At 46.3% G+C, this 26369-nt stretch carries 25 protein-coding genes; 16 read left to right on the plus strand and 9 right to left on the minus strand.

Annotation, left to right across the window (positions count from 1 at the left end; genetic code table 11):
• The first annotated feature begins 4 nt into the window (after window positions 1–4).
• A complete protein-coding gene (locus ACN0QW_RS17890; protein ID WP_417433419.1) occupies window positions 5–679 on the plus strand; it encodes a hypothetical protein in 675 nt (224 codons plus the stop codon).
• Window positions 680–688: 9 nt separating this feature from the next.
• Here ACN0QW_RS17890 and ACN0QW_RS17895 read toward each other — a convergent pair whose 3' ends face one another.
• Window positions 689–805: a hypothetical protein gene (locus ACN0QW_RS17895; RefSeq protein WP_417433421.1), complete on the minus strand. Its 117-nt coding sequence runs from the start codon at window positions 803–805 to the stop codon at window positions 689–691.
• Between ACN0QW_RS17895 and ACN0QW_RS17900 the strand changes: the two genes are divergently transcribed.
• On the plus strand, window positions 756–914 hold the full coding sequence (locus ACN0QW_RS17900) for a hypothetical protein (protein WP_417433464.1): 159 nt from the start codon (window positions 756–758) through the stop codon (window positions 912–914). The genes ACN0QW_RS17895 and ACN0QW_RS17900 overlap by 50 nt on opposite strands.
• Before the next feature lie 188 nt (window positions 915–1102).
• Window positions 1103–1789 carry a tetratricopeptide repeat protein gene (locus ACN0QW_RS17905; protein WP_417433423.1) on the plus strand — a complete coding sequence of 229 codons (687 nt, stop codon included), beginning with the start codon at window positions 1103–1105 and terminating at the stop codon, window positions 1787–1789.
• A gap of 220 nt (window positions 1790–2009) precedes the next feature.
• On the opposite strand, the gene ACN0QW_RS17910 is transcribed toward ACN0QW_RS17905, so the two are convergent.
• The 5 genes from ACN0QW_RS17910 to dgcN form a co-directional block, all read right to left on the minus strand.
• Window positions 2010–2252, minus strand: coding sequence for a hypothetical protein (locus ACN0QW_RS17910; protein ID WP_417433425.1), 243 nt, complete (start codon window positions 2250–2252; stop codon window positions 2010–2012).
• A 32-nt stretch (window positions 2253–2284) separates the two neighbouring features.
• The gene (alr, locus tag ACN0QW_RS17915; RefSeq protein ID WP_417433427.1) at window positions 2285–3439 is read right to left on the minus strand and encodes an alanine racemase; all 1155 of its coding nucleotides are present in this window, start codon (window positions 3437–3439) and stop codon (window positions 2285–2287) included.
• A gap of 201 nt (window positions 3440–3640) precedes the next feature.
• Window positions 3641–4489: a D-amino-acid transaminase gene (locus ACN0QW_RS17920; RefSeq protein ID WP_417433429.1), complete on the minus strand. Its 849-nt coding sequence runs from the start codon at window positions 4487–4489 to the stop codon at window positions 3641–3643.
• Window positions 4490–4554: 65 nt separating this feature from the next.
• Window positions 4555–5535 (minus strand): N-acetyl-D-Glu racemase DgcA, encoded by a 981-nt coding sequence (gene dgcA, locus ACN0QW_RS17925; RefSeq protein ID WP_417433431.1) that lies wholly within the window; start codon window positions 5533–5535, stop codon window positions 4555–4557.
• Window positions 5532–6530 carry an N-acetyltransferase DgcN gene (gene dgcN / locus ACN0QW_RS17930; RefSeq protein WP_417433433.1) on the minus strand — a complete coding sequence of 333 codons (999 nt, stop codon included), beginning with the start codon at window positions 6528–6530 and terminating at the stop codon, window positions 5532–5534. The genes dgcA and dgcN overlap by 4 nt, the downstream gene beginning before the upstream one ends.
• Before the next feature lie 255 nt (window positions 6531–6785).
• On the opposite strand from dgcN, the gene ACN0QW_RS17935 reads away from it, so the two are divergent.
• The gene (locus tag ACN0QW_RS17935; RefSeq protein ID WP_417433435.1) at window positions 6786–7250 is read left to right on the plus strand and encodes an Lrp/AsnC family transcriptional regulator; all 465 of its coding nucleotides are present in this window, start codon (window positions 6786–6788) and stop codon (window positions 7248–7250) included.
• A gap of 18 nt (window positions 7251–7268) precedes the next feature.
• On the opposite strand, the gene ACN0QW_RS17940 is transcribed toward ACN0QW_RS17935, so the two are convergent.
• Entirely contained in the window at window positions 7269–8021 is a 753-nt protein-coding gene (locus ACN0QW_RS17940) for a substrate-binding periplasmic protein (RefSeq protein WP_417433437.1), read from the minus strand.
• Between the two features lie 309 nt (window positions 8022–8330).
• Here ACN0QW_RS17940 and ACN0QW_RS17945 point away from each other — a divergent pair, with 309 nt between their 5' ends.
• The 3 genes from ACN0QW_RS17945 (at window position 8331) to ACN0QW_RS17955 (ending at window position 12131) form a co-directional block, all read left to right on the plus strand.
• Complete coding sequence (locus tag ACN0QW_RS17945; protein WP_417433439.1) at window positions 8331–9686, plus strand: NAD(P)-dependent oxidoreductase; 1356 nt, start codon at window positions 8331–8333, stop codon at window positions 9684–9686.
• Between the two features lie 96 nt (window positions 9687–9782).
• Complete coding sequence (preA, locus tag ACN0QW_RS17950) at window positions 9783–11090, plus strand: NAD-dependent dihydropyrimidine dehydrogenase subunit PreA (protein ID WP_417433440.1); 1308 nt, start codon at window positions 9783–9785, stop codon at window positions 11088–11090.
• Between the two features lie 90 nt (window positions 11091–11180).
• Window positions 11181–12131, plus strand: a complete 951-nt coding sequence (locus ACN0QW_RS17955; protein ID WP_417433442.1) for a DMT family transporter — start codon at window positions 11181–11183, stop codon at window positions 12129–12131.
• A gap of 126 nt (window positions 12132–12257) precedes the next feature.
• On the opposite strand, the gene ACN0QW_RS17960 is transcribed toward ACN0QW_RS17955, so the two are convergent.
• Window positions 12258–12893, minus strand: coding sequence for a TetR family transcriptional regulator C-terminal domain-containing protein (locus ACN0QW_RS17960; RefSeq protein ID WP_299371640.1), 636 nt, complete (start codon window positions 12891–12893; stop codon window positions 12258–12260).
• Window positions 12894–12928: 35 nt separating this feature from the next.
• Window positions 12929–13570 carry a TetR/AcrR family transcriptional regulator gene (locus ACN0QW_RS17965; RefSeq protein ID WP_299371643.1) on the minus strand — a complete coding sequence of 214 codons (642 nt, stop codon included), beginning with the start codon at window positions 13568–13570 and terminating at the stop codon, window positions 12929–12931.
• Between the two features lie 558 nt (window positions 13571–14128).
• On the opposite strand from ACN0QW_RS17965, the gene ACN0QW_RS17970 reads away from it, so the two are divergent.
• The 9 genes from ACN0QW_RS17970 to ACN0QW_RS18010 all read left to right on the plus strand — a co-directional run bounded on the left by ACN0QW_RS17970 (window position 14129) and on the right by ACN0QW_RS18010 (window position 26014).
• The gene (locus ACN0QW_RS17970) at window positions 14129–15625 is read left to right on the plus strand and encodes a CoA-acylating methylmalonate-semialdehyde dehydrogenase (protein ID WP_417433445.1); all 1497 of its coding nucleotides are present in this window, start codon (window positions 14129–14131) and stop codon (window positions 15623–15625) included.
• A gap of 92 nt (window positions 15626–15717) precedes the next feature.
• Window positions 15718–16968, plus strand: coding sequence for a Zn-dependent hydrolase (locus ACN0QW_RS17975; RefSeq protein WP_299371650.1), 1251 nt, complete (start codon window positions 15718–15720; stop codon window positions 16966–16968).
• 15 nt (window positions 16969–16983) lie between these two features.
• Complete coding sequence (gene hydA / locus ACN0QW_RS17980; protein WP_299371652.1) at window positions 16984–18438, plus strand: dihydropyrimidinase; 1455 nt, start codon at window positions 16984–16986, stop codon at window positions 18436–18438.
• 252 nt (window positions 18439–18690) lie between these two features.
• Window positions 18691–19509 carry an ABC transporter ATP-binding protein gene (locus tag ACN0QW_RS17985; protein WP_417433462.1) on the plus strand — a complete coding sequence of 273 codons (819 nt, stop codon included), beginning with the start codon at window positions 18691–18693 and terminating at the stop codon, window positions 19507–19509.
• Window positions 19499–20428, plus strand: coding sequence for an ABC transporter permease (locus tag ACN0QW_RS17990; RefSeq protein WP_417433447.1), 930 nt, complete (start codon window positions 19499–19501; stop codon window positions 20426–20428). Before ACN0QW_RS17985 ends, ACN0QW_RS17990 begins: the two co-directional genes overlap by 11 nt.
• A complete protein-coding gene (locus ACN0QW_RS17995) occupies window positions 20425–21561 on the plus strand; it encodes an ABC transporter permease (RefSeq protein WP_417433449.1) in 1137 nt (378 codons plus the stop codon). The genes ACN0QW_RS17990 and ACN0QW_RS17995 overlap by 4 nt, the downstream gene beginning before the upstream one ends.
• A 54-nt stretch (window positions 21562–21615) precedes the next feature.
• Entirely contained in the window at window positions 21616–22602 is a 987-nt protein-coding gene (locus ACN0QW_RS18000) for an ABC transporter substrate-binding protein (protein WP_417433451.1), read from the plus strand.
• A gap of 255 nt (window positions 22603–22857) precedes the next feature.
• Entirely contained in the window at window positions 22858–24249 is a 1392-nt protein-coding gene (locus ACN0QW_RS18005) for a phenylacetate--CoA ligase family protein (RefSeq protein WP_417433453.1), read from the plus strand.
• A 142-nt stretch (window positions 24250–24391) separates the two neighbouring features.
• Window positions 24392–26014 (plus strand): bifunctional metallophosphatase/5'-nucleotidase, encoded by a 1623-nt coding sequence (locus tag ACN0QW_RS18010; protein WP_417433455.1) that lies wholly within the window; start codon window positions 24392–24394, stop codon window positions 26012–26014.
• Window positions 26015–26369 lie beyond the last annotated feature (355 nt).

The raw sequence follows: 26369 nt of genomic DNA on the forward strand, positions 1-26369 counted from the left end.
TGTGATGGAAGATAAAGAAATTAAAGAACAATTTGAAAAACACATTGAAGAATTTGGATCAAACTACTGTGACCCATTTAATCAAATGCTATTTGCAGCTTTTGATTCTATTCCTAAGAAGATGTGTGAAAAATGGATAATTAAATCAATGTTACTTATTGATAGAGCTTATTCTGCTAATTTCTCGATGAGTATTGGTAAGGCGAAAAAGGGCACTAATGACACTAATGATAAGTCGAAAGATCCATTCGATTGGTTGCAAGGTAGAGTGGATTTAACTCCAATATACAATGTGTTTAAAGAAAATCGCAAAAAATGCGCGTCTGCAAAAGAGTTAGAGGAGATGACTTCTGTTGTCGAATGTCAGATAGAAACACTTAAAAAAGCTCTTAATTTTAAAAAGGGTCATGGACCTATTTCGTTTGTATCGAAATATGCTTTTTTTATCTCACGAAGTGCCGTTATTTATGACAATCTAGCTACAAAAGGAATAAAATCTTTAGGCTTTAATGTTGGTAATGAAGATTACAGACGATATGTTTGTGCTTTTATAAAGCTTTTGAAGGTGGTGTATCCCGACAAAAAAAAATTTACGAGTAAAGAAATTAAGGATTTAGATGGATATTTATATGAACTAGGGCGTAAATTAGAACAGGAACGTAAGTTAGAGAAATCTTGACGCGGTAGCTCAAACATACTTCCTAACCGCCCGACCACTCACTCGTGTGAAGAGTTCATAAGCAGAGGTTCCGGCCATGGCGGCGGCGTTTTCGACGGGGCTGTGGTTGCCGAATATTTCGACCATGGAGCCCGATTGTACGGGCTTCTTTGGGAACGGCTGTCAGGCCAATGATTTTTATACCTCAACCGCCTTTCAAGCCGCCTGTGATCTGCTCTTGAACGGTGTTGTGTAACCGTCCGGATATACAGAGCCAATCTTGCATGTCAAAAGGTTGGAGTTGAAAGCGGAGACTTGATATACTTCTAAAAGTTGTTCAGATTGAAAGCGGGTGAGAGTATTTTATCTCACTCGCTTTTTTAATACTTATAATTGATGATTTTGGATAGTAATGGAAGATATTTTTAATGAAAGAATAGGGGAATGAAACCAACACTTTTAACTATCTTCGCAATAGGATTTCTTCTCTGCTTCTCAAACTCCAGCAAATCTTCATCACGAGACGTCATGGACGGGTTAAGCGCTTATTCCCGTGATGAATATTCCACTGCCTTTGAGTTATTCGCAAAATTAGCAGAAATAAACGATCCTGAAGGATTGTACTATCTAGGCAGATTGTACTTTCGGGGAGAGGGCACTAAAAAAGATGACTACAAAGCCTATAAATTAATCAAAAAATCCGCTGATTTGTATTTTGTTGAAGCTGAATATTTACTCGGAATAATGTACTTTACAGGTACTGGAATAGGCACTGATAGAAAGACAGCCTTGTATTGGTTTGAGAGAGCTGGCGAACAAGGGCATACAAAGGCTCAATATCGTGCAGCAGAAATGTCTATTTCTAAAGGGCCAACTGACAGGTCGCTTAATTTGTACGAAAAAGCAGCCAAAGGTGGACATGTTGAAGCTCAATTTAAATTAGGTGGCTTATTACTTCTGTTAGCAAAAAATCAAGAAGACAGAATTAAAACGTACTACTGGTTAAAGATCGCAGCAAACAATGGACACAAAAAAGCCGCCTCTTTACTGAAAACATCCGAACAGCACCTCTCCGAAGAAGAACTTAGTGAGGCAGAAAAATTAGTTAAAGACTGGAAATATCCACAATGATCGTACTGGAAAGTGAGTAGCAATTCCCATAACTAGCTTTCTCGCATCCTCTTCGACAAAGCCTCTTTTGAAGTAGTATTTATATCTTTCAATCAAAAAATGAACCTTACAATGAACCTTAGTTTCTATAAAAAAGAAGGGGCTGACATCACAGGGGTTTGAGGGGAAGTATCGAGTACTTGAAATGATATGACCTCACACAGTATATATTCCTGAATGACTAACCTGCTCGAACTTCTATAAAATAATCGTAAAGATTAAAGTCAAAATTAAATTCAGGTATTTTACTTAAAATAAAATCCTTCTCTTTATCTGACACAGGGTAGCACCCATAAACATCATCTTCTGAGATCTCATCAAATAATACTCTAAGCTCCCTTAAATGCGTCTCTGGTAAATCAATTTCCCCTCTTAAAGTATCTCCAACTTTGTCGTAAAATCGAACAAAAACTGGTACAGTCATAATGTGCCTCTTTGCCTTAATTATTCACAATCTTATAAAGTCACATACTTCCTAACCGCCCGACCACTCACGCGTGTGAACAGTTCATAGGCAGATGTTCCAGCCATGGCGGCGGCATTTTCGACGGGGCTGTGGTTGCCGAATATTTCGACCATGGAGCCGATTGCGCGGGCTTCTTTGGGGACAGTTGTCAGATCAATGGTGATCATGTCCATTGAAACGCGACCAAGGATCGGGGCTTTGTAGCCGTTGATGGTGACTTGGTGACCTTCTTTACTATCTGGTTTGAACAGCGCACGCATAACGCCGTCTGCATAGCCGCAAAGGATCACGCCGATGGTGCTGTCTCGGTCCAGTTTTGTTGCGCCGTAACCCACGGCTTCACCAGATTTCAGGTCTTTTACCTGTGCCAAGGGTGCGGCAAAGGTGGCGACGGGTTTCAGACGTGATCCCTGATTTTCGTAATAGTGCGGATCATGCCCGTAGAGACCGATGCCCGGACGCACCAGATCAAAGTGATACTCGGTGCCGAGGAAAATTCCGGCGGTATTCGCAAGGCTGGCTGGCGTGTTCGGGAATTCGGCACGAATGCCTTTGAATGCTTCTAACTGTTGTTGATTATGCTCAGATTGCTGTTCATCTGCACAGGAAAGGTGGCTCATGATCAGCTTGAGATCCAGTTTGTTAAGCCGTGATCGGTTGCCCAGAAGGTGCTCAAGATCCTGCGCGGAAAGCCCAAGGCGATTGATCCCGGTTTCAAAGTGTAATGCAGCAGGTGCAGCGGTATCGTTGGCTGCAATCCAGAGGTCAATGCCGTCAAGATCATAGAGGCACGGGATCAGGTGATATTCCCGCAGTAAATCGGCATCAAGGCTGAGATAGGGGGACAGCACATAGATTGTTGCCTCGGGGAACAGGGCGCGTAACTTTACGCCTTCGCCGACCAGCGCAACAAAAAAGGTCTTGCAGCCTTCTGCCCAAAGGGCCTGGGCCACACGCTCTGCGCCCATGCCATAGGAATTGGCCTTGAGAACACCAGCGCAAGTGCTGCCACTCTGCTGTGCAGCATTGCGCAGGGTATTAAAATTCGAAACCAAAGCGCCGAGATCAACGGTTAACTGTGGACTGGTGCCTGAAAATTCGGCGGACGGGGATTTGGTCTGTAACTGTTTTTGGGACTGGATCATGCTGCTGGCTCTGTTTTTACTCTCGTCCCACTTATTTTATCTTCGTCGTTGCTTCATGGTACAGCTAGATGTCTCTACATTGTACTCTTTGCGCCGAGTGGAAAAGCGAGTTGGGAAGAGTATAGGGGCTGCAACAGTTGAGTGCAGCCCCTATAATTAACTTATTATGTTGTTCGTTTCTTTTAACTGGGGTCGTTATTTTTAACTGGCGAGTGCTTGCTCGATATAGAGCTGACGCAAACGCTTGGTCAACGCACCCGGCTTGCCATCCCCAATCTTCTCACCGTCCAGTGAAACAACAGGTGTCACAAAGGTGGTGGCAGAGGTCACGAAAGCCTCGGCGGCATTGCGTACTTCATCCAGTGTAAAGGGACGTTCTTCCACTTCCATATCAGCTTCGTTGGCAAGTTCAAGAACCGAGCGACGGGTAATGCCGTGCAGGATTTCATTCCCCAAATGACGGGTAATGATCTTGCCTTCCTTGCTGATGATATAGGCGTTGTTGGAACTGCCTTCGGTTACAAAGCCATCTTCGTACATCCACGCATCGTCAGCGCCCGCGACAACGGCGGCTTGTTTGGCAAGGGCAGGGGCCAGAAGGCCAACTGTCTTGATATCCCGACGCTGCCAGCGAATATCTTCGACAGAGATCACAGACAGACCACGTTCCGCAGCCGGGCTGTTCAACAGATTCTTTTCCTGTGTGAACATCACCAGTGATGGCGTGGCGTCTTTCGGAAAGGCAAAGTCACGATCTGCGGCACCCCTAGTGATTTGCAGATATAACCCGCCTTCTTTCAGACCGTTTTGTTTGATCAGTTGGTTTTGAATGGTCACGATGTCATCCATAGAAACCGGACTGGTCATCTGTAGCTCATCCAATGAACGTTGAAGGCGGACAAGATGCGCTTCGTTGTCGATCAAACGGCCTTCCAAGACGGTTGAAACTTCATAAACGCCATCGGCAAAAAGAAATCCGCGATCAAAGACGGAAATCGTGGCATCTTCTTCGGGTAGGAAAGACCCGTTTACATAAACTGTTCTGCTCATATCTTTTATTCCAAATTTTGGCCCTGTAGGGTCTTAATCCGAGAGGAGTTTAACCCTATAGGGCTTTAGCCCCAGAGTGCTTTTTCAGGCGGGGCAATTTCAACACCCGTGAAAACCAGACCGGGTTCACAATCTTCTGCCAACAACAACGGCGCATCCAGATCAACAACCTTGCTGCCCTGGGCCACAACCATCGCCGGGGCCATGGCAAGGGAAGACCCCAGCATACAACCCGTCATAATTTCAAAGCCGAGCTTTTCTGCTTCGAGTTTCATGGCGAGGGCTTCGGTCAGGCCGCCGGTTTTATCCAGCTTGATGTTGATCATGTCGTACTTGCCAACCAGTTTGGGCAAGGACGCACGATCGTGACAGGATTCATCGGCGCAGATGGTGATCGGACGATCCAGTTCCTTGAGCAGATCGTCATCACCCGCAGGAAAAGGCTGTTCGATCATTTCAACGCCCAGCTTGACCAGTTCAGGTACAATTGCGTTGTACACCTCTTTGGTCCAGGCTTCGTTGGCATCAACGACGATACGGGCTGTTGGATGGCCTTTGCGCACAGCGGCAACACGGGCCAGATCTCCTTCGCCGCCCAATTTGAGCTTTAGAAGCGGCTTGTCCTGATTGTCACGGGCGTCCTGTTCCATAGTTTCAGGATCGGATAGGGACAGAGTATAAACGGTTGTTGCGGGTTCCATAGGAATACCAGCAATTTCCCACGCCCGTTTGCCTGTCTTTTTGGCTTCCAGATCCCAAAGCGCTGCATCAACGGCAAAGCGTCCAGCACCTGCGGGCATTGCGGTTTGCAGTTCTGTGCGTGTCATGCCCGCTTCGAGCGCGGGCAGGATTTCATTGATCTGTGCGGTGACAGATTCAACGGACTCACCATATCTGGGGTAAGGAACGCATTCGCCCTGTGCCTTTATGCCGTCTTCTTCAATGTAAACATTGAGAACGACAGCTTCGGTTTTTGAGCCACGGGAAATGGTAAAAGACCCGCGGATCGGCCAAGGCGTTGAAGAGATGGTTACTTTACGGCTCATGACAGGTTGTCCACGATGGCGGCAACCCCTGTGCGTACAGGGTCAACAGTCGGCAGGCCGAACTCTTCTTCTGTTTTGGCCAGATAGGCTTTTGCTTCTTCGTCGCTTAGCTTTGATGTGTTCACAGCAATACCGACAAACTTAGCATTTTTGTTGGTCAACTTGGCAGCGGCAAGGTTTGCCTCCATGCATTCTTTGATGGATGGCAAACCAAAGTCTGGCAGGCCGCGCATATGGGTACGTGTTGGTTCGTGGCAAAGGACCAATGCATCAGGCTGTGACCCGTGAATCAGGCCGAGTGTCACGCCAGCGAACGAGGCATGGAACAGGGAACCCTGACCTTCGATGATATCCCAGTGATCGTCATTATTGGCTGGTGCGTGTGTTTCAACAGAACCGGAAATAAAATCAGCAGCCACAGCATCAACGGAAACACCATCACCCGTGATCAGGATACCGGTTTGACCTGTGGCGCGGAAGTCAGCTTTAACGCCACGGGCACGCAGTTCTTTTTCAATGGCGAGGGTGGAATACATTTTACCACAAGAACAGTCAGTGCCCACAGCAAGCAGGCGTTTGCCAGAACGTTTTGTTCCTGCGGCAACTGGATAACTGCGGGAAGGGTGGCGCACGTCATGGATTTCACGGCCAAGACGTTTTGCGGCTTCTGCTAGTTCGGGAACATCGGCAAGTTTATTGTGAAGACCTGCGGCCAGATCAAGGCCGGATTCCATGGCTTCGATCAGGGCAGCTACCCACGTTGCATCGATAACACCACCCCGGTTGGCAACACCGACAACCATGCTTTTCGCGCCATTAGCAACGGCTTGTGCAGGTGTCATGTCGGTCAGCCCCAGATCAGCGTTACAGCCATCAAGACGTAATTGTCCGACACAGTTTTCCGGACGCCAGTCTTTAATACCTTGGGCTACCTTGGCGGCAAGGGGATCAGCGGCATTGCCGAGGAAAAGAAGGTAAGGTGTTTTAATGCTCATACTTGTTACTCCCGCATTGCATCTTGTTTGGGATGCAAGGTTATTGTTTTTGTGCTCTGGTGTCTGTCCGTTGATGACAGTCAGCGCGGTTTCTGGAAGCTATTTTGTATAGTCTTACCAGTTTGGATCAGTTTTGGTCAATTTTGCGAATATTATGACAAGATTGAACTCGAAATGTTTCCTAAATTTTAGTATATGTGATTTTAATTTTGGAATATAATTTCATATTATAATTAAAACGCAGGAAATTATTCGATGGACAAGATTGACGCGAAAATTCTTACAGCTATACAGAAGGATTGCAGAATACCAATCGCCGCACTGGCTGACGAGGTGGGGTTATCACCTTCGGCGTGTCATCGGCGCGTTAAGCTTTTGGAAGCTGGGGGGCAGATTGCGGGGTATGTCGCACGCTTAGATCCCAAGGCTTTGGGCTATTCCATCGAGATATTTATGGAAATAACGCTGACTTCGCAAAGTGAAGAAGCTTTTGATAAGTTCGAGACGGCGGTAAAGGCCACGCCAGAAATATCTGAATGTTATTTTATGGCGGGGCAAGCGGATTACTTAATGCGGATCGTCGCGAAGAATGTTGCGGACTATGAACGTATCCATAGGTCGGCTCTGTCCCGGCTACCGGGGGTGGCCCATATGCAATCTAACTTTACCTTAAGGACAGTCCGTCCATGGCGGGGATATCCTGTGGGGGACAATCTTTAAATCTACTGGCTCACAACGTTACTGATACTTGTCGTGTATGCGTGCCATTGTGCCATCATCATGCATGTCTTGGATGGCTTGCCCGATTTTTGAGAGAAGGGTTAAATGCTTTGATTTTCGTGACACAGCAAAATAAAGCGGAACCTCGACATTGGGGGAATAGGTCGCTTTTTCTAGTTTGGACTTAAAGCCTTTGGTCAGAACTTCATAGGATGCATTAGGATCTGTGCCGACATAGGTGTCAATTCGATTTGAACTGAGCATGGGCAGAAGTCGTTGCTCCTTTGCAACGTCAACTTTTTGAATCGCTGTGTCTGTATTAAAGGGATCAAAATAGTGTGACTCGAATACATGCCCAACTCTCAATTTATAAAGGTCATCATAGCTTTTAAGAATATCTGATTCGCCTTTTCTGACATAAAATACGACCGATACCGTAGAATAGGACGGTGTGGAATATGCCAGATATTTTTCGCGTTCAGCATTCATGGCAATCCCGGAAAAGAGATCCAAAGCGCCGCTTTCCAGTTCCAATAGGCATCGTTTAAAGGGACAAACTCTTGGCTGTAAGCTTATGCCTAAACGCTTTTCAAGTTCTAAGCCTATATCATAGTTAATCCCATAAATTTGAGGCTGTTCTGTCATCCCATAGGGGGGCCAATGGGAAAATCCGTACCTGATTATCTCGTTCGCAATAACAGGTTTCTGAAGCAGTAAAGAACACAATAAAAGGCTCAGAATACTTAATGCGCGATATATACTTCTAGTCATGAACATTTGGTTTTGCCTTAGACTGTCAGCAAGCAACTGGATTTTAGCAAAGAAGTGTTAATCATCAGATAATGTAATTTAAGGCCATGATCGACCATAATGCAGATTTTAAATTTCCTATTTATCTTGTTGTAAATAATAATAAAACTATGATTGTTGTGTTAAAAAATTTATCAAATGATAAAAAAAATTGACGGACGTTGTTATTTTACCTTAGAATTATACCAAACAGGGATAGATACCACCCCATAAGAGGGCGGATCTAACGTCAAAAGTATAATAACTATATATACGTCAGGGAGATTTTGGATGAGTACCAACGCCGGTAGTCGGCCCGATATCCAGTCTAGTCGTCTTGAAGACGAAGACTATAGCAAGAACTTTAGCGATATCCATCCGCCACTTAATAAACACGAAGCCTTTGTCGAAGCAGACCGCTGTTATTTCTGTTATGACGCCCCGTGTACTGTCGCATGCCCGACTTCTATCGATATTCCCATGTTCATCCGTCAAATTTCTGCTGATAATCCCAAAGGATCAGCAAAGACAATTTTTGAACAGAATATCCTTGGTGGTATGTGTGCCCGTGTCTGTCCAACAGAAACTTTATGCGAACAGGCGTGCGTCCGTGAAGAAGCAGAGGGCAAGCCCGTTAAAATTGGTTTGCTACAACGTTATGCAACAGATCATCTTCTCGAAGATGGGGACAAGATCTTTAAGCGTGCAGCCCTGACAGGTAAGCGTGTTGCCGTTGTCGGTGCTGGCCCGGCGGGACTTTCTTGTGCGCACCGTTTGGCGATGCATGGGCATGATGTGGTGGTGTACGATGCCCGCGAAAAGGCTGGTGGCCTGAACGAATATGGCATTGCTGCTTATAAGTCTGTCAATGATTTTGCCCAAAAGGAAGTTGAATTCCTGCTTTCTATCGGCGGTATTACAATTGAAAACGGCAATCGCCTTGGCGAGACAATCTCCCTTGCTGATCTAAGACAGAATTTCGATGCTGTCTTCTTAGGCATGGGCCTTGCGGGAATTAATGCTCTGCGTGCCGAAGGTGAAGACCTTGATGGTGTTCTCGATGCGGTTTCCTATATTGCTGATCTTCGTCAGGCACAGGATCTGTCGAAAATCTCTGTTGGTCGCAAAGTTGTTGTTATTGGCGGCGGTATGACCGCGATTGATGTCGCTGTTCAAACCAAGCTGCTCGGTGCTGAGGACGTAACCATTCTTTACCGTCGTGGCAAAGAACAGATGAATGCCAGTGAATACGAGCAGGAATTGGCACAAACCAACGGTGTTACCATTCGACATTGGGTCAAGCCAAATAAACTGATCGGCGATAATGGCAAAGTTGTTGCCATTGAATGTGAATATACTGAAAACAAAAACGGTTCTTTGTCTGGTACTGGCGAAACACTGACCTTAGAAGCCGACATGGTGTTCAAAGCAATTGGTCAGAACTTTGTCGCGGCGCCGTTGAACGGATCTGCCGAAGCAATTGAACTGGATAGTGGTCGTATCAAGGTGGATGACAATCGCCATACCAGCCTAGGCAATGTCTGGGCCGGGGGGGATTGTATTGCGGGTGGTGAAGATCTCACCGTCGCAGCAGTAGAGGACGGAAAGGTTGCTGCCGAAGCAATCAATGACGTGCTGAGCGCTTAACATAGTCGCTGGTTACTGCTTATCCCTATGGGAATATCAACGGTTTCATTGACTATTCCCGCTTTTACGACACTCCTTAATTTAAGGAACAAGAATATGGCTGATATTAGTTGCAATTTCCTCGGTATTAAATCTCCGAACCCCTATTGGTTGGCGTCTGCGCCACCGACGGACAAAGAATATAACGTCGTTCGTGCCTTCGAAGCTGGTTGGGGCGGCGTGGTCTGGAAAACCTTGGGTGAAGGCGATCCGGTTGTGAACGTCAATGGTCCGCGTTACGGTGCAATCCACGGACCTGATCGTCGCCTGTTGGGGCTTAATAATATTGAGCTGATCACAGACCGTTCGCTTGAGACTAATTTGGAAGAAATTACGCGGGTCAAAAAGAACTGGCCTGACAGAGCATTGATTGTCTCTTTGATGGTTCCATGCGAAGAGCAAAGCTGGATTGACATTCTAAAACGCGTTGAAGAAACAGGGTGTGATGGCATCGAGTTGAACTTTGGGTGTCCGCACGGCATGTCAGAGCGTGGAATGGGGGCTGCTGTTGGTCAGGTTCCTGAATATGTTGAGATGGTAACCCGGTGGTGTAAAACGCATTCTGATCTTCCGGTTATTGTTAAACTAACACCGAATATCTCTGATATACGTCAATCTGCACGGGCTGCTCATCGCGGCGGTGCCGATGCGGTTTCTCTGATTAATACCATTAATTCGATTGTATCTGTTGATCTTGATGCAATGGCACCTAATCCCACAGTTGATGGCAAGGGAACCCACGGTGGGTATTGCGGACCTGCTGTAAAGCCAATTGCGCTTAGCATGGTTTCCGAAATTGCCCGTGATCCTGAAACACAGGGATTACCTATTTCGGGTATTGGTGGCGTTACCACCTGGAAAGATGCAGCCGAGTTTATGGCGCTGGGGTCTGGTTCTGTACAGGTTTGTACCGCAGCAATGACCTATGGCTTTAAGATCATCGAAGAACTGAATGCCGGATTATCCAATTGGATGGACGAGCAAGGCTATGACAAGTTGGATGACTTTGTTGGCCGCGCTGTTCCGAATGTGACCGACTGGCAGTATCTGAACTTGAACTATATTGCCAAAGCTAAGATCGATCAGGATGCCTGTATTAAATGTGGCCGTTGTCATATTGCTTGTGAAGATACGTCGCATCAGGCCATTACTTCAATGGTTGATGGTGTGCGTAAATTCGAAGTGATTGATGAAGAATGTGTTGGCTGTAACCTCTGCGTCAGTGTGTGCCCTGTGGAAGATTGTATTACCATGGAGCAGATGACCGAAGGCAGTGATCCGCGGACCAACAAGCCTATCGATCACGATTATGCAAACTGGACAACACATCCAAATAACCCGTCTGCGGCTAAAGCAGCAGAATAGATCTGGTAATTTTTATCTGACGCGTTATCTTTCGCGGCCTGATTTGTTTCGGGCTAGAAAAGAATTATCGAGCCATTAAAGGAAGATAGCGTGTCAGTCAGATCTAACCCGGAAGCGTCAGCGCTAACCTCAAACTCTGATAATCAGACATCAAATAATCGAACAGCGCATGGTGCCATGTTGCTGTTCATCTTTTTTGTTAGCACTTCTTTTCCTGTCGGATCAGCGATAACGCATGCTCTTGATCCAAGTGCCCTGACATTTCTACGGTTTGTTATTGCGTCCAGCGCTTTTGGTCTATTGTTGTTGGTCAAAAAACAATGGCCGTGGCAGAAATCGGGGCCGGGGCCGCTTTTACTTCTCAAATACTTTTGGCTCGGTTTTCTGCTTGTTGTGTTTTTTATCACCATGTTCGAAGGTCTTCGTTGGGGAAGTGCGGTTAACCTAGGGGCCGTCTTTACTCTTATTCCAATGATGACTGCTGTTATTGCCTTCTTTTTGTTGGGCCAAAGAACAACTATTCGTTTGTGGGGTGGCCTGATTATCGCAGCTCTTGGGGCGATCTGGATTGTTTTCGGGGGTAGCATCGATAATCTGCTTAACTTTTCCCTTGGTAAGGGGGAACTAATTTTCCTCGTTGGATGTTTTAGTTACAGTGCCTATTCGCCGTTTGTCCGCAAATATCATGGTGGCGAAAACCTTTTGGTTCTGACGTTCTGGACCCTTATTGCTGGTATGATCTTGCTGGGCATCTATGGGTTTGATCAGATTCAAACAAGCCCTTGGGGGCAGCTTGATTGGACTATTTATGCGGCGATTGTTTATCTTGCGATATGCAACACAGCTTTTTCTTTTTATCTGCTGAAATTTGCAAGTTTTCGACTGCCCGCAGCTAAGGTAATGGCCTATACTTTTTTGACCCCTGCGATTGTCCTTGTCATTCAAAGCATCATTTCTGGTTCTGTACCTGATATTAAACTGATTATTGGTGTGGTTATTACAGCATCTGCAATGATTTTCTTACAACGAAGTGCTGACTGACGGCTAGGGCTCGACACCAGAAAATAACCCCAGAAAATAACCCCAGAAAACGATTTCAGGAAGTGGTACCAGAGATCCAGCCCTAGAAAACGTGATAATGCGATGGATGAGGCGTTCTCGTCGGTCTTACCTAGGTTTGATGCCTTCAAAAAAGACGGTGCTAATTGTCTGCCCGGCCTTTTCGTAATAGTCAGGTTGATCAACGTCGTCGCCCAATATCGCCCGCATCTGTATTTTGAAATCGGCATAGTGCTGGGTTGTTGCCCAGATCATAAAGATAAGGTGATAGGGGTCAACCTTGGTCAACTTGCCTGCCTTGACCCAGTGGTGAATGACCGCAGCTTTTTCATCGACCAGATTTTTGAGTGATCCTTTGAGGACGTGCTCAATCATTGGGGCTCCATGAAGGATTTCATTAGCAAAAAGTCTCGATGCCGTTGGGTCATTCTGGGACATCTTTAATTTTAAGCTCGTGTATTTGCCAATTTCTTCTATGGGGTCGCCATCTGGATCAAGTTCTGTAAGCGGAGTTAGCCATTCATCCAGTGTCCGTTCCAGAACAGAAATATAGATATCTTCTTTACGTCGGAAATAATAAAGCAGGTTTGGCTTTGACATTTCCGCTTTTTGCGCAATCTGGTCGATGGTTGTGCCCCGAAAACCAAAGGTGGCAAAAATATCGAGGGCAGCTTCCAGAATTTTCGCCTCGTTTTTGGCTTGTATACGGGTTCGTTTTTTTGTCTGACCGGCTCTTGGGTGCATGACCGCTAACTTCTTTTTTCTTTTAAAGGATTAACTTATCGGGCTCCGATACCCTTGAGGACAATCTCTATAGCATTGTCTTTTGCAGTTTGGTACTGCTTATCGCTTAAGGGCTTTCCCCCGTTCAAGGTTTCAATCTGGTGATTAAAATCGGCATAATGCTGTGTTGTTGACCAGATCATGTAGAGTAGGTAATGCGGATCTACTGGATTAATGCGACCCTGATCTATCCACCGTTGAATGACAGACACCCTTGATTCCGTCCAGTCCTTCAGGGTTGTTTCCAGGTAATCCTGAATAACGGGGGCGCGGCGTATAATTTCGTTAGCCCACACCTTTGATCCCATAGGGTTTTCACGGGATATATCCATTTTCTTTTCGATATAACGGGTCAGGGCTTCGACGGGTTCGTCACAGTCGTCAAATGAATCTGCGGCCTGTAGCCATATGTTGAAAATGTTATCAACAACCCGTCGATAAAGCGCTTGTTTGGTTGGAAAGTAGTAGTGCAGATTGGCTTTTGGGATTTTCGCCCGCTCAGCAATCATGCTTGTCGTTGCTCCTTGAAAACCATACTCGGCAAAAACACTCTCAGCGGCCTTAAGAATTATCTTCTCTTTTTCTTGCCGTATACTAGCCTTAGAGTTTGATTTTATTGCTCTTTCCGTTTTTATCATTTTGTTTCCTGCCGTGTTGTCCCGGCGGGATCCGGCATGTGTTTTTAGTGTTGACCAAATGGTCAGGATTTAGTAGCGTTAATTTGACCAAATGGTCAGAAATTTAAGAAAAATACGCTTAAATATTGACCATAAAGTAAATAATTATAAAGGCAGGTTAAACAACTGCCAAAATAAAAACAAGGCCGGGGATATTAAGACACCGGTAGTACAGGGAGTATAGGTACATGCATAAAATAGGTGGCAACAACTGATCTGATTGAACTTCATACCAAAGATATCTTGTTTGTGGAGTTATCTTTAATTCAAACAACAAAAGCGTAAAAATTTAAAAAGAATTTAAAGCGATTTTACGTTGTTTGGGCTGCTTACCTTTTTGTGACGCCATAACAGGTCATCGTTGTTGGCGTAAAACATTTCCTTATCCTTCACCCCCGTTGTCCTACGGCCTTTTGTCATAGGTTGCTTTTTGGGTTGCGAATTTGCACGCAAATGAAAAGCAATAAGTTGAAATTAAAGTAAGCGTTCTTGCGCTTGACTAATTTATGGGTGGTGAAAATGGAACGGATCAGTAATGCAATTGCGGGCGAAAGACGCCTTTCTTCCAGTACGCGAAGCTCTCAAATTTTTAACCCGGCAACGGGCGAACAGATTGCAGAGCTTCCTCTCTCAACTGTTGATGAGGTAAACCAAGCAGTTGCTTCTGCCAAAGCTGTCGCAAAAGAGTGGGGGGCAACGCCGCCGTTAAAACGGGCGCGTTATATGTTCCGATTTAAAGAGCTTCTGGATGCACATGCTGGTGACATAGCGCGTGAAATCAGCCGCGAACATGGCAAGACACATGATGATGCCTTGGGCGAAGTTGCACGCGGTATCGAAGTTGTCGAATTTGCCTGTGGTATTCCTCAGCTTTTAAAAGGCGAGTTCAGCCGGAATGTTGGTCCGCAGGTTGATAGCTATTCTGATCGACAGCCTCTTGGGGTTGTTGCGGGAATTACGCCCTTTAACTTCCCAGGGATGGTGCCGCTTTGGATGTACCCAATTGCTATTGCTGCTGGGAATACCTTTGTGCTTAAGCCGTCAGAACGTGATCCATCGGCACCGATGTTGATTTGGGATCTCTTTAAAAAAGCTGGTTTCCCGGATGGTGTCTTGAACGTCGTCCATGGCGATAAAGAAGCAGTTGATACCCTTTTGGATCATCCTGATGTGAAGGCAATTTCTTTTGTCGGGTCAACTCCGATTGCAGAATATGTTTATTCGCGTGGAACGGCAAAAGGCAAACGTGTTCAGGCCCTTGGCGGTGCTAAAAACCATATGATCATCATGCCTGATGCGGACATGAATAAAGCTGCTGATGCCTTGATGGGCGCAGGATATGGTTCTGCTGGTGAGCGTTGCATGGCAATTTCTGTCGCTGTACCCGTGGGCGAAGAAACGGCGGACAAACTGATTGAAATCCTCAAGCCACGCGTCGAAAGTATGCGGATCGGGCCGAGTACAGATTCCGATGCTGATATGGGGCCTGTGATAACTAAAGCCCATCAGGAAAAGGTACTTGGCTATATTGACCAAGGCGTTGATCAGGGTGCTGAGCTAGTTGTTGATGGTCGTAATTTCAAATTACAGGGCTATGAAGACGGTTACTTCGTCGGGGGAACACTTTTTGATCGTGTTACTGATGATATGACAATCTACAAAGAAGAAATCTTTGGCCCTGTTCTGTCTGTTCTACGTGCAAAGGATTATGATCACGCTGTGGATCTTATCAACAAGCACGAATACGGAAACGGGACAGCAATCTTTACGCGTGATGGTGATGCTGCGCGGTCATTCGCAGATGATATCGAAGTCGGCATGGTTGGTGTGAACGTGCCAATCCCTGTACCTGTTGCCTACCATTCCTTTGGTGGGTGGAAGCGGTCGCTCTTTGGTGATCATTCAATCTACGGTCCCGAGGGTGTGCGTTTCTATACAAGGCTTAAAACGGTAACGACACGCTGGCCTGCTGGCATCAAAGAAGGGGCGGTCTTTACCTTCCCGAATATGGATTAAAATATCAAGGCATCGGGAAGAACGAACAACTTCATCCCGATGCCTTTTTTAGAGATAACGAATTATAAGAAAATACTTTCAGGGAGCTTATCATGAGCAAACCAGCCGATAATATGCATATCAATTCTCCTAGACTGTGGGATTCATTGATGGAGATGGCAAAGATTGGGCCCGGCGTTCGCGGGGGAAACAATCGCCAGACCTTAACCGATGAAGATGCCGAAGGACGTCACCTGTTTAAACGCTGGTGCGAAGAAGCAGGCATGACCGTTGGGATTGATAGTATGGGCAACATGTTTGCCCGTCACGAAGGAACGGACCCAAGTCTGTTGCCTGTGATGGTGGGCTCTCATCTTGATACACAGCCAACAGGCGGAAAGTATGACGGTGTGCTCGGTGTTCTTGCTGGTCTGGAAATCATTCGCAGCTTGAATGATATGGGCATAAAGACCAAACGTGCGATCGAGGTTGTGAACTGGACCAACGAAGAGGGCACGCGTTTTGCCCCTGCGATGCTGGCATCCGGGGTTTTTGCGGGTGTTCATACGCAGGATTGGGCCTATGACCGGGAAGATGCCGAAGGTTTGAAGTTTGGTGACGAACTTAAACGGATTGGCTTTGTTGGGGATGAACCTGTGGGGGAACGTAAGCTCCACGCGATGTTCGAACTTCATATCGAGCAAGGGCCAATTCTGGAAGATGAGAATGTTGATATTGGTGTGGTCACCCATGGTCAGGGCCTCAACTGGTTACAGGTGACCTTAACGGGCAAGGAAAGCCATACCGGATCAACACCGATGCCAAAGCGTGTGAATGCAGGTCTGGGTGCTGCGCGTATTACCGAGTTGGTAAACGATATTGCGCTGCGTTATGCGCCCCATGCTGTGGGTGCCGTTGGTCATATGGATGTCTATCCTAATTCCCGTAACATCATTCCGGGCAAGGCTGTCTTTACCATAGATTTCCGTCATCCGAATAAGGATGTGATCACTGCGATGGAACAGGCCCTGCGTTTTGAAGGCCGCGAGATTATCGAAGAAATTGGGCTGACAATGGAAATTGAACAGGCTGGTGCTTTTGATCCCGTTACCTTTGACGAAGGTTGTGTCTCTGCTGTTCGTAATGCGGCTGTGCGTCTTGGCTATTCTCACCGTGATATTGTCTCTGGGGCTGGACACGATGCTTGTTGGGTTAATCGTGTTGCGCCAACTGCAATGGTTATGTGCCCTTGTGTAGATGGGCTTAGCCATAACGAAGACGAAGAAATTTCGCCTGAATGGGCTGGTGCCGGGGCTGATGTGTTGTTCCATGCTGTCGTCGAAACTGCTGAAATCGTAGAATAGGGAAAGGGTGAAGTCATGAGTAAAGTCATCAAAGGCGGTACAGTTGTTACCGCAGATTTATCTTACGAAGCAGATGTTTTGGTCGAAGGCGGAAAGATCACCGAAATCGGGCAAAACCTTTCCGGTAATGAAACGTTGGATGCTACAGGGTGTTACATTATGCCCGGTGGTATTGATCCACACGTGCATCTTGAAATGCCGTTCATGGGGACGCACTCTGCCGATAATTTCGAAAGTGGTACGCGGGCTGGTCTCGCAGGGGGTACAACCATGGTGGTTGATTTTTGCCTTCCTGCACCGGGCCAGTCCCTGATGGAAGCATTGGCAATTTGGCAACAAAAATCAGGCGCAGCCTGTGCAGATTATTCGTATCACATGGCGGTAACCTGGTGGGACGAAAAAGTCTTTAATGAAATGGAAGAAGTCGTTGGTCGCGGAATCAATACTTTCAAGCATTTCATGGCTTATAAAGGAGCCTTGATGGTTGATGATGATGAGATGTTTGCATCTTTTCAGCGTTGTTCAGCCCTAGGGGCGATGCCTCTGGTTCATGCTGAAAATGGAGATGTGGTTGCGACATTACAACAACGTCTTTTAGCCGAAGGAAATAACGGTCCTGAGGCTCATTCCTATTCCAGACCGCCAGAGGTCGAAGGCGAAGCAGCTAACCGTGCCATTATGATTGCGGATATGGCTGGGGTGCCACTTTACATTGTTCATACGTCTTGTGAACAGGCACATGAAGCCATTCGTCGGGCGCGTCAAAAGGGAATGCGTGTTTTTGGTGAACCGCTTATCCAGCATCTGACCTTGGATGACAGTGAATACGCGCACCCGGATTGGGATCATTCTGCGCAACGTGTCATGTCGCCACCTTTCCGTAATAAACAACATCAGGATAGTCTCTGGGCTGGCCTGCAATCCGGATCGCTTCAGGTTGTGGCGACGGATCATTGCGCCTTTACGGCTGAACAAAAACGCTTTGGCATTGGGGACTTTACCAAAATTCCAAACGGCACGGGTGGTTTGGAAGATCGTATGCCAATGCTTTGGACGCACGGGGTTCAAACTGGTCGCCTGACAATGAATGAATTTGTGGCTGTGACGTCAACAAACATCGCCAAGATCCTGAACATGTATCCTAAAAAAGGTGCTGTGATGGTCGGGGCCGATGCTGATTTGGTTGTTTGGGATCCTAAGCGTTCTAAAACAATTACGGCGAAGAACCAGCAATCTGTCATCGAATACAATGTTTTTGAAGGCAAAGAAGTTACTGGTTTGCCACGCTTTACCCTGACACGCGGCAAGGTTTCTGTCGAAGAAAGCACCGTTAAAGCTGAACCGGGTCATGGCGAATTCGTTGCGCGTGATTCTTATCCTGCCGTCAACAAAGCACTTTCCAAGTGGAAAGAAATCACAGCACCGCGTAAGGTAGAACGCAAAGCTGAAAATATGCCTGCTGGTGTATAGATTTTCTCGTTCTTTTGTAGCGAAAAATACTGGCTGAATTGATTTCAGCGATAAAATAAGGGGTGGCGCAGTTCAATTCTGCGCCACTTCAAAGCAAGAACGATAACTGTCACTAAAGACAGAGTTCTATACACAGGGAGTTATGCCATGCTGCAATCTACAGCCATAAATATAAATGGGAATGCAACTGGCGCCGCCACAGGTTCCTCACAGGGATCAAACGGGCAGGCAGAAAAGATGGATACAAATGGGATGAAACCAGAGACAATGACTGCTGAACAGGGGCAAAGTGCCAACTCTGTTGTTAATATCAAAGGGTTGTCACTTACTTTTGAGACAAATGATGGCCCCGTTCATGCGTTATCTGATATTGATCTTACCATTAATCAGGGCGATTTCGTTTCCTTTATTGGGCCTTCCGGGTGCGGTAAAACGACTTTGCTCAGGGCCGTTGCTGATTTGGAACAGCCTACTGGTGGTGAACTCTTGGTTAATGGCGTTAGCGCACGCGATGCCCGACTTAACCGAGATTATGGATATGTTTTTCAGGCACCCGCCCTTTACCCATGGCGAACAATCGCGGGTAATATTTCTTTGCCGCTAGAGGTAATGGGAATTCCAAAATCAGAGCGGCAGGATCGAATTGCGCGCAATATGGAACTCGTAAATCTTTCAGGATTTGACAAGAAATATCCATGGCAACTTTCGGGTGGTATGCAGCAACGGGCTTCGATCGCGCGTGCGCTTTCATTCGATCCCGAACTTCTGTTGATGGATGAGCCTTTTGGCGCGTTGGATGAAATTGTCCGAGACCACCTGAACGAACAGCTTTTAAGGTTGTGGGACAAAACGGATAAGACGGTTCTGTTTGTGACCCACTCTATCCCCGAAGCGGTTTTTCTGTCTTCAAAAATTGTGGTGATGTCCCCAAGACCGGGGCGCATTTACGATGTTATTGACTGCAATCTTCCTCGCGATCGCGGACTTGAAATTCGCGAGACACCAGAGTTCTTGGAAATTGCCCATCGTGTCCGTGAAGGTCTGAAAGAAGGGCATAGCTATGACGACTGATGCTCTTATTTCTTCCGGTGTGTCCGGGGGGCAGGGGCTTTGGTCTCGGTTAATGTCTGGGAAAACGGGTCCTGTCCTCGTGATTGTTATGGCAATTATTGCCATTTGGTATTTCTCGGCTGTTATGTTGAACAGCCCCTTTCAGGAGGATATCTACAAGCGCAATAACGTTGAATGGACAACCAGCCAACTTGTCAGTGATACCTTGGCACAAGAACGTCCTGTCTTACCCGCACCACATCAAGTTGTCGTTGAACTGTACAAGACTACAATTCTTAAAAAGGTCACGTCAAAACGGTCTCTCGTTTATCACAGCTGGATAACACTATCGACCACGTTGCTTGGTTTTGTTATCGGAACAGGATTAGGGATTTTGCTTGCTGTCGGTATTGTCCATAATCGAAGTCTTGAAAAAAGCCTGATGCCTTGGATTATTTCATCTCAAACGATCCCTATTCTGGCGATTGCACCGATGATTATTGTGGTGCTTAATGCCATTGGAATTCAGGGCATTTTGCCCAAGGCCTTTATTGCGACATACCTGAGCTTCTTTCCCATAACAGTTGGTATTGTTAAGGGTCTTCGTTCACCAGAGGTTATTCATCTTGATCTTATGAGGACCTATAACGCATCCGACTGGGATCTTTTCTGGAAACTACGTTGGCCGTCTTCGGTACCTTATCTGTTCACTGGAATGAAGGTTGCGATTGCCACTAGTCTTGTCGGGGCAATTGTCGGTGAACTACCGACAGGTGCCGTCGAAGGGTTAGGGGCAAGATTGCTGGCCGGGTCCTATTACGGTCAAACTGTTCAAATCTGGTCGGCCTTGATTGCGGCGGCCTTATTGGCAGCGGGTTTGGTTGCTTTGGTTGGTATATCCAATAAGATTGTCCTAAAGAAAATGGGGATGGTACAATGATTAGCTTTCGACAATCACTTGCTGTTCTGAGCGGCATGCTCTCTCTTCTTGCTCTGCTTTTCTTCCCTCTTGGTGAAATAAATGGTGAAGCCATTTCTTTGTGGGATGATAGCGGGCTTACTGCTTTTGCCGTTGTTTCTTTATTGGCTTCTATAGCCGTAATTCTTAATCTTCTAAGGGGATTAATTGCTGATTTGGTGATGGTGATCCTGCCTCATGTCGGGGCGTGGATCATGCTGGCACGACTTGATGTTGCCGATCAAAACCTAACATCCGGTTTCTGGTGTTTGGTGTTATCAGCGTGGTTGATGGCGTGGGTTTTGGTTGATCAACTGTCAGCAAAGAAAACAAAAACACCTACGGCAAAACGCTTTTACAATATTGTTGTGCCTGTATTGTTTGGTGTCTGGTTGTTATTACTTTGGGAGCTTGTTGTCCGCGGATTTCAAGTGCCAACAGTGCTTTTGCCGCCTCCAAGCATGATTGGGGCACGGTTTATGGCTTCGACAGATATCCTATGGGCCGATTTCCAACAAACATTCCTAAAGGCTGTTTTAATTGGATATGTTCTCGGGTGTGGAAGTGCATTTATCACTGCTATTCTGATTGACCGAAGTCCTTTCTTACAACGTGGATTGCTGCCGATTGGTAACTTGGTTAGTGCTTTGCCGATTATTGGGGTTGCTCCCATTATGGTGATGTGGTTCGGGTTTGATTGGCAGTCAAAGGCAGCAGTGGTCATCATCATGACCTTCTTTCCCATGCTGGTAAATACAGTGGCTGGTTTGTCTATTACGTCGTCCATCGAAAAAGACATGATGAAAACCTATGCCGCAAGTTATTGGCAAAGTTTGATCAAGCTTCGTTTACCTTCGGCGTTACCCTTTATATTCAACGCCTTGAAAATTAACTCTACCCTTGCCATGATTGGGGCCATTGTTGCCGAATTTTTCGGTACACCGATTGTTGGTATGGGGTTTCGTATTTCAACCGAAGTGGGCCGTATGAACGTCGATATGGTCTGGGCTGAGATTGCAGTAGCTGCGCTTGCCGGTACTGCTTTTTATGGAATCATGAACGTTATTGAACGGGCATGTACATTTTGGCATCCGTCCTTTCGAAGCAGTCGTTAATCCGCTGGATTATTCTGTTTTGCTGAGATGGAACCACAACAGGGAGATATAATAATGAAGAAACTGTTATTGGGTGCTGCTGCGCTGGCTTTTGGGGTTGCTGGTGGAGTTGCTCAAGCTGCGGATACTGTCAATCTGCAACTTAAGTGGGTAACACAGGCACAATTCGCGGGCTATTATGTTGCCAAAGACAAAGGCTTTTATGACGATGCTGATCTGGATGTGAATATCAAGCCAGGTGGTCCCGATATTGCGCCGCCACAGGTTATTGCAGGTGGTGGTGCTGATGTTGTGGTTGATTGGATGCCATCGGCGCTTGCTTCTCGTGAAAAGGGAGTGCCATTAGTAAATATAGCACAACCATTTAAAACATCAGGTATGATGCTGACGTGCCTAAAGGAAACAGGCGTAACGTCCCCGGATGATTTCAAAGGCAGAACTCTTGGCGTATGGTTCTTCGGAAATGAATATCCTTTCCTGAGCTGGATGTCGAAACTGCAAATACCGACCAGTGGTGGGGCTGAAGGTGTTTCCGTTTTAAAGCAGGGTTTCAACGTCGATCCACTTCTGCAGAAGCAGGCTGATTGTGTTTCTACAATGACTTATAACGAATATTGGCAGATTATTGATGCTGGCATTCCTGAATCAGAACTTGTTGTTTTCAAATATGAAGAACAGGGTGTTGCGACACAGGAAGATGGTCTTTATGTGCTTGAGGAAAATCTGAAAGATCCTGCTTTCGTCGATAAAATGGCACGTTTCGTCGCGGCCAGTATGAAGGGCTGGGACTATGCACGTGAAAACCCAGAAGAAGCAGCTGAAATTGTTTTGGAAAATGACGCAACTGGTGCACAGACCGAAAAGCATCAGGTTCGTATGATGAAGGAAATCAATAAGTTGACGGCTGGTTCTGATGGCAAGCTCGATCCTGCTGACTATGAGCGTACAGTTAGCACGCTTCTGAGTGGTGGATCAGATCCGGTCATCACCAAGAAACCTGAAGGCGCTTGGACTCATGTTGTGGTCGATGCCATCAAATAAAGGTAATTTGGCAATCTGACTTTGATTGCCACGTTTCATTTTTAATAACTGATCACTTTGGGTCGGATATTATAATAACAGGCCATTCGAATTTCGGATGGCCTGTTTGTTTTGTGAAACAGTATGTTTTGCCCAAGACCCTGACGATGTCTTGGAATGCTTGTATTCCCAGGATTTATTTTACTGTATGATGCTCTGAATAAGGATCAAACTTTGTTATGTATCGCTTAGGTGGGAGCCATTATGGGAGAGGATTTGCCGAATTTTAATTGGCTGGAGAGTTATCAATTAATCAGTGCTGTGCCTCTTCTTGAGTTTCCAAAGTTGGGGAATTCAATGAACATGGCCATAACTGTCGCTTTGACGCAGATGGAAAACAGTCAATGGTGGCCCGAAGAACAAATAGAAGAAGCTCAGTTTGGGCAACTTTTTCAACTTTTAAAATACGCAATTAAAACAGTTCCCTATTACAAGGATTTTCCTGTGCCTAACTCGCCGCAGGAATTACAGTGTACTTGGCAAGATTTACCTATTCTTGAGCGGGGTAACATCGTGGGGGAAGGGGGCGACCTTCTTTCAAAATTTCCCCCAAACAGCCACGGTAAAATTAAAACGCAATATACGTCTGGGTCGACGGGCCAGCCCATTGCCGTTAAAAACACACAGTTAAGCCGGGTGTTCTGGCGGGCCTTTACCACAAGAGATCATATTTGGCATGGCAGAAACCCAGCTTGGAAGCTGGGACATATTCGGATCGCAAAAAAAGGAGTGGCCGAGTACCCAGGAACCGTTGGGAAAGGATGGGGTGCGCTTAAAGGTAAAGACGCCTTGATTGAAACAGGGCCAATCGCAGGGCTTAATATCAACGCTAAAGTCGAAGAACAGGCTGAATGGCTGTTGCGGAATGAGCCAGATTTCCTGATCACCTATCCCAGTGTTGTTCAAAAATTGGCAGAACATTGCTTGAAACAAGGGATACGCCCGACCAACCTTAAACAGATCGAGACAATTTCAGAGGTTCTGACTGATAAAGTTCGTCATCTTGTTGACCTGGCTTTCGGGGTCAAGATTGTTGATCTGTATTCCACGCGCGAACTGGGGTATTTGGGGTTACAATGCCCTAAAAACAATCATTACCATGTTCAAAGTGAAGGGATTTATCTGGAGGTTGTTGACGAACAGGGGCATGCCTGTCCTGCGGGTGTTCCGGGAAAAATTGTTGTGACGCCTTTGCATAATTTTGCCATGCCTCTTATTCGCTATGCTGTAGGGGATTACGGCGTTATTGGCGACCCTTGTTCCTGTGGACGTGGCCTGCCTGTTCTCAAATCGATCCTAGGTCGAGAGCGAAACCGGTTACGGCAACCAGATGGCGAATATCGATGGATTGGCTTATCTGCAATGGCTTATGGTGAAATGTTGGCAATTGCACCTATCCGTGAATATCAGATTGTTCAGGTGTCTCTGGATGAATTGATCCTTAATGTTGCTGTGGATGTTGACTTGTCGACTGACCAGATAAAAACACTTTCCCTGTGGGCGCAAAAATCATTGCCCTTTGCTGGGAAAGTGACGGTGATCGGGCATGACGAACTGAAACGATCCGCGAATGGAAAATTGGAATTGTTTCAAAGTTTAATTGAATAATATCGCTGACGAATCTTGGTTTTTGACAAGGTTTATTCAGCACAGTTCCAAGTCCATATTTTCGTAATTATCAGTGGACTGATCTTGAAAAGGCTTTTACTCTTTCTCGCTTATAACAAGAATAACTTTTTGGGAGTTTAAGATGTTAAAGCACCTCTCCGGAGCGGCGGCTATTGCAACTGGGCTATGTCTGATGACAGCCCCTGTGCAGGCTGATTATTCTTTAAACATTCTGCATATTAATGATTTACATTCACGCATTCTACCTGTGAACAAGTATGATTCCACTTGTGGGGAAGAAGATCTTGCCGAAGGTAAGTGCTTTGGCGGTTTTGCCCGGGTATCTAAGACATTGAACGATCGTCGTTCTGCCCTGGAAGCCAAAGGCGGTAACGTATTGGTTCTTGATGCCGGCGACCAGTTTCAGGGATCATTGTTCTATACCAACTACAAAGGTCAGGCCGCGGTTGAGCTCATGAACATGACTGGTTTTGACGTCATGACCATTGGTAACCATGAATTTGATGACGGACCGGAAGTATTTTTACAGTTTATTGAAAAAGCAAACTTTCCGATCATCGGGGCCAATACGATTGCCGCACCGGGGTCCGCGCTTCGTGGTAAATACGGTACTTCTATCGTTTTGGAACGCGGTGGTGAAAAGATCGGTGTCATTGGCGCACTCGCCGAAGATACGGATGAAACATCCAGTCCCGGTGATAGTATTACCTTCTTTGATACAGCAAATGCCGTGCAGCCTATTGTTGATCAAATGCAGGCTCAGGGTGTTAACAAGATTATTTTACTAAGTCATTTGGGTGTTCCTCGTGATAAGCAAGTCGCAAAGCAGTTGACGGGTGTAGATGTGATTGTCGGTGGCCACAGTCACACCTTGCTTTCCAATTCAAATGATCGTGCCGAAGGACCTTACCCCGTTGTCGAGACCGCCCCTGATGGCAAAAAGGTTCCTATTGTTCAGGCCTATGCTTATTCCAAGTTTATGGGTGAACTTAACTTAACTTTTGATGACGACGGTAACCTGAAAGGCTGGAGCGGGGATACTGTTCTGCTGGATCAGTCCTATCCCGAAGATGCCAAGATGCAAGCGCGCATTACTGAATTGAATAAGCCATTGGCTGAAATTCAAAAACGCGAAGTAGGGTCTGCATCAAGTGTGATTGACGGATCAAGATCTGTTTGTCGTGCAGGAGAATGCGCAATGGCTAACATGGTTGCTGATTCAATACTTGCACGCGTGAATTCAACGGGTGGCGATGCAATTATTGCACTACAAAACGGTGGTGGCGTTCGTGCCTCTATTGATGCTGGCCCTGTGACGATGGGCGAAGTTCTTACTGTGCTGCCTTTCCAGAATACCATAGCGACTTTCAAGCTTAAGGGCGCACACTTTATCGAAGCGCTTGAAAATGGACTGTCAAAAGTAGAAGAAGGTGCAGGACGTTTCCCACAGCTAGCTGGTGCCCGTTATACTTGGGACCCAAAAGCAGAGCCGGGGTCGCGTGTTGTTTCCGTCGAAGTTGGTAATGAGAAAGATGGCTTTGTTGCTCTGGATGAAAATAAGATCTATAGCATGGTAACAAACAACTATGTTCGTAACGGTGGTGACGGATACAGCGTTTTGGCAGATCACGCTATTGATGCTTATGATTATGGACCAAGTCTGGAAGATGCACTTGCTGAATATATTACAGCAAACAGCCCGGTAGAGGGTACGATCTCTGGACGTGTTACTGCTAAAAAGTAAGGATGCTGCCTAAAAAATTACAACAACTCTTGTTGATGTGATTAACTTACAAAGGCTCTGCAACACGCAGAGCCTTTGTCGTTTATATCGTATAGTTGCGATCTTATTATTGAGTACAAGGATATTGTCTTTTCTCAAAAACAAAACCCCGCTAAATGACGGGGTTTTGTGTCTACTACGTGGATTGGCTTGAGCTTATTTAGGCCCGTTTGCGTCTGTTGCGGCGTTCACCGCGTGCACTGACCTGACCTTCAGGGGCTGGCTCGCGGTATTTAGCAATCCACTTCAGGCAATCCTGATCTTTTGCAAGCAGAACGTCAGAAGCACGGATACCGGCCAGTTCTTCTTCGTGTAA

The sequence above is a fragment of the Kiloniella sp. genome (genome assembly GCF_048259265.1).
Lineage (GTDB): Bacteria > Pseudomonadota > Alphaproteobacteria > Kiloniellales > Kiloniellaceae > Kiloniella.

Bases quoted from the DNA above. Each gene is read 5' to 3' on its own strand.
- ACN0QW_RS17890 (WP_417433419.1), top strand. From the start codon at position 5: ATGGAAGATAAAGAAATTAAAGAACAATTTGAAAAACACATTGAAGAA.
- ACN0QW_RS17900 (WP_417433464.1), top strand. From the start codon at position 756: ATGGCGGCGGCGTTTTCGACGGGGCTGTGGTTGCCGAATATTTCGACC.
- ACN0QW_RS17895 (WP_417433421.1), bottom strand. From the start codon at position 805: ATGGTCGAAATATTCGGCAACCACAGCCCCGTCGAAAACGCCGCCGCC.
- ACN0QW_RS17905 (WP_417433423.1), top strand. From the start codon at position 1,103: ATGAAACCAACACTTTTAACTATCTTCGCAATAGGATTTCTTCTCTGC.
- ACN0QW_RS17910 (WP_417433425.1), bottom strand. From the start codon at position 2,252: ATGACTGTACCAGTTTTTGTTCGATTTTACGACAAAGTTGGAGATACT.
- alr (WP_417433427.1), bottom strand. From the start codon at position 3,439: ATGATCCAGTCCCAAAAACAGTTACAGACCAAATCCCCGTCCGCCGAA.
- ACN0QW_RS17920 (WP_417433429.1), bottom strand. From the start codon at position 4,489: ATGAGCAGAACAGTTTATGTAAACGGGTCTTTCCTACCCGAAGAAGAT.
- dgcA (WP_417433431.1), bottom strand. From the start codon at position 5,535: ATGAGCCGTAAAGTAACCATCTCTTCAACGCCTTGGCCGATCCGCGGG.
- dgcN (WP_417433433.1), bottom strand. From the start codon at position 6,530: ATGAGCATTAAAACACCTTACCTTCTTTTCCTCGGCAATGCCGCTGAT.
- ACN0QW_RS17935 (WP_417433435.1), top strand. From the start codon at position 6,786: ATGGACAAGATTGACGCGAAAATTCTTACAGCTATACAGAAGGATTGC.
- ACN0QW_RS17940 (WP_417433437.1), bottom strand. From the start codon at position 8,021: ATGACTAGAAGTATATATCGCGCATTAAGTATTCTGAGCCTTTTATTG.
- ACN0QW_RS17945 (WP_417433439.1), top strand. From the start codon at position 8,331: ATGAGTACCAACGCCGGTAGTCGGCCCGATATCCAGTCTAGTCGTCTT.
- preA (WP_417433440.1), top strand. From the start codon at position 9,783: ATGGCTGATATTAGTTGCAATTTCCTCGGTATTAAATCTCCGAACCCC.
- ACN0QW_RS17960 (WP_299371640.1), bottom strand. From the start codon at position 12,893: ATGCACCCAAGAGCCGGTCAGACAAAAAAACGAACCCGTATACAAGCC.
- ACN0QW_RS17965 (WP_299371643.1), bottom strand. From the start codon at position 13,570: ATGATAAAAACGGAAAGAGCAATAAAATCAAACTCTAAGGCTAGTATA.
- ACN0QW_RS17970 (WP_417433445.1), top strand. From the start codon at position 14,129: ATGGAACGGATCAGTAATGCAATTGCGGGCGAAAGACGCCTTTCTTCC.
- ACN0QW_RS17975 (WP_299371650.1), top strand. From the start codon at position 15,718: ATGAGCAAACCAGCCGATAATATGCATATCAATTCTCCTAGACTGTGG.
- hydA (WP_299371652.1), top strand. From the start codon at position 16,984: ATGAGTAAAGTCATCAAAGGCGGTACAGTTGTTACCGCAGATTTATCT.
- ACN0QW_RS17985 (WP_417433462.1), top strand. From the start codon at position 18,691: ATGAAACCAGAGACAATGACTGCTGAACAGGGGCAAAGTGCCAACTCT.
- ACN0QW_RS17990 (WP_417433447.1), top strand. From the start codon at position 19,499: ATGACGACTGATGCTCTTATTTCTTCCGGTGTGTCCGGGGGGCAGGGG.
- ACN0QW_RS17995 (WP_417433449.1), top strand. From the start codon at position 20,425: ATGATTAGCTTTCGACAATCACTTGCTGTTCTGAGCGGCATGCTCTCT.
- ACN0QW_RS18000 (WP_417433451.1), top strand. From the start codon at position 21,616: ATGAAGAAACTGTTATTGGGTGCTGCTGCGCTGGCTTTTGGGGTTGCT.
- ACN0QW_RS18010 (WP_417433455.1), top strand. From the start codon at position 24,392: ATGTTAAAGCACCTCTCCGGAGCGGCGGCTATTGCAACTGGGCTATGT.